At 62.0% G+C, this 2,439-nt stretch carries 2 protein-coding genes; both read right to left on the bottom strand.

The genetic code is table 11. The features are described 5' to 3' along the window. On the bottom strand, nt 1–1,003 hold a 1,003-nt coding region (locus BFP96_RS23975), incomplete at its 3' end, for a type IV pilus assembly protein FimV (protein WP_305885264.1). Nucleotides 1,004–1,164: 161 nt separating this feature from the next. Then, the gene (locus BFP96_RS23970; protein ID WP_065894108.1) at nt 1,165–2,175 is read right to left on the bottom strand and encodes an aspartate-semialdehyde dehydrogenase; all 1,011 of its coding nucleotides are present in this window, start codon (nt 2,173–2,175) and stop codon (nt 1,165–1,167) included. Nucleotides 2,176–2,439: the final 264 nt, after the last annotated feature.

Below are 2,439 nucleotides of genomic sequence, written 5' to 3'. Positions count from 1 at the left end.
TGTCCAACTGGCTTTGCAAATCTGCCGCGCGGCTTTTGAGTTCTTCGTTATCGCGACGGGTGGTGTCCAGTTGCTCTTGAGTCATCGCCAGCTTGTCGCTCAACGCACGGCTGTCGCCCGCCTTGCCGTTCGCCCCTTTTTTGGCTGCTTCGGCCGACACCAGGCTCAAGTTGTCCTTGGCGTTGGTGCTCGACGGCGCATTGCCCGTCTCGGTGCGCTTGGTGGCGTCCAACTGGGCCTTGCCCGCCACTTGCTGGCTGGCGGTGCGGCGGCCCTGGCGCCAGGCGGCGTTCTGCGCAGTCACTTCGGCAATCGCCTGGGGTTGCGCCAGCGCGGTGCTTTGCACGGTGTCCGGCAGGCGCAGGACCTGGCCGGTTTTCAGGCGGTTGATGTTGCCATCGACAAAGGCATTCGGGTTGAGTGCCTGAATGGCCAGCATGGTCTGTTGCACAGAGCCACCATTGCGGTTTTTCTCGGCAATTTCCCACAAAGTGTCGCGAGCCGTGGTGGTATGTTGCGCAGGCTTACTGACGGGGGACGCGGTGCCGGCCGGCGCACTCAAGCGCGGCGCCGGGGCGCTGGCAGCCGATGTGGGCTGATCGAATTTGGCGGAATCGAGCAGTACGCTGTAGTCACGCATCAGGCGGCCATTGGGCCATTGCACCTGCAGCAGGAAGCGTACATAGGAATCGGGCAGCGGTTTGTCGGAGGTGACCCGCACCACGCTGCGGCCATTGGGATTGACCACCGGCGTAAAGGTGAGCTGGTCGAGAAAGGCCTGGCGATCGACACCGGCATCGACGAACGCCTGGGACGACGCCAGGCTCGGGGTGATCTCGGACGCCGTGAGGCCACCGACGTCGAGCAACTCGATTTCCACCGACAGCGGCTGGTTCAACTTCGACTTGAGGGTCATCTCCCCAAGTTGCAGCGCCTGCGCCATACCGGAGGACAGCGCCGAGGCGGCCGCTATTGCTAACACCAGTTTGCGAACTTGAACCATAGCCTCATCCTTTGTCTGAACACTCCCCGGCCTGCGAGAAGGTTGGTAACCGCTGCCATAAGGCATGGCGAGCCGATAGGTTACCGACGCGCTTGTGTTCCGCTTTGGGCCAAGCATAGCGCTTGGTGAGAATCAATCTACAAATTGACGCCAAGTATCTTTTACGCAAGGCCTTTTATCAACAACTGCGCCACTTGCACGGCGTTAAGCGCAGCCCCTTTGCGTACGTTATCTGACGTCAGCCACAAATTTAGTTCCGCCGGGTCGTCGACACCCGCGCGCACTCGCCCTACATAGACAACGTCCTGACCCACTGCATCACCAACTGCCGTCGGGTAGTCGCCCGCCTCGACCAGCTCGATACCCGGCGCTGCCTCAAGGGCCTCGTTCACCGCAGCAAGATCGACCGGCGCCGCCAACTGCAGCGACACAGCCAGGCTATCGCCGAAAAACACCGGGGCTTGAATGCACGTGGCGGACACTTTCAGTAAAGGTGTTTCCAGTACGGCGCGCAATTCATGCACGAGACGTTTCTCCAGCGCCGTGTGACCCTGGGCGTCTGGAGTGCCGACTTGTGCCAGCAGGTTGAAAGCCACTTGCCGATCGAAGAAGGTCGGCTCCAGCGGACGCACATTCAACAGCTCGGCGGTCTGGCGGGCCAACTCACTCACGGCCTCGCGGCCCAGGGCAGACACGGCCAGGTTGGCGGTGACGCTCACGCGCTGGATATCCAGCAGGCCACGCAACGGCGCCAGCACCACCGCCAGGTGAGTGGCGGACGGGCTCGGACTGGCGATTTGAAACGGTTTCTTCAAGCCTTTGAGCACATGGGCATTGGCTTGAGGCACCACGTACGGCGCCTGTTCGGCAGGCAACGCGCCAGACAGGTCGATCACCGAACAACCGGCGGCCGTGGCGCGCGGCGCGAAGCTCAAGGTCACCGCCGGGCCGGCCGCGAAGAACGCCAGTTGCGCCTTGCTGAAATCGAACTCGTCGACCTCCTTTACCCGCAGGTTCTTGCCTCGGAACGGCACCGAAGCACCGGCGGAATTGTTGCCCGCCAGCAAATAAAGGGTGCCTACCGGGAAGTCCAGCTCTTCGAGAATCTGTACCAGGGTTTCGCCAACGGTACCGGTGGCGCCGATCACGGCGATTTCAAAGGTCTGGGTCATGGAGGTTGCCTCGGGCATTGCGGGGGAGCGGCACTTTACCGGGTGGCAGGGGACGAGGCAATTGGCCTGGGGGGCTGTGGTGTGGCCGAGGGCCCTATCGGGGCTTGAGTATCTACACAACGCAGCCCTAAAAAACGTAACCACAATGCGAAGCGAGCCGCTCTTGATCCTGATCTTGATCTGCTTTTGATCTCAGGCGCCCCGTTAAACCACGCTGGCCGAACGCAGGCTTGAATCCGTGGGTAACCCGGCAGGACGCCGGGT

This window comes from Pseudomonas sp. 34 E 7 (genome assembly GCF_900005715.1).
Lineage (GTDB): Bacteria > Pseudomonadota > Gammaproteobacteria > Pseudomonadales > Pseudomonadaceae > Aquipseudomonas > Aquipseudomonas orientalis_A.
The sequence above is the reverse complement of the archived record's forward strand: the minus strand, read 5'-3'. Positions and strand labels throughout refer to the sequence as shown.

Bases quoted from the DNA above. Each gene is read 5' to 3' on its own strand.
- BFP96_RS23970 (WP_065894108.1), bottom strand. From the start codon at position 2,175: ATGACCCAGACCTTTGAAATCGCCGTGATCGGCGCCACCGGTACCGTT.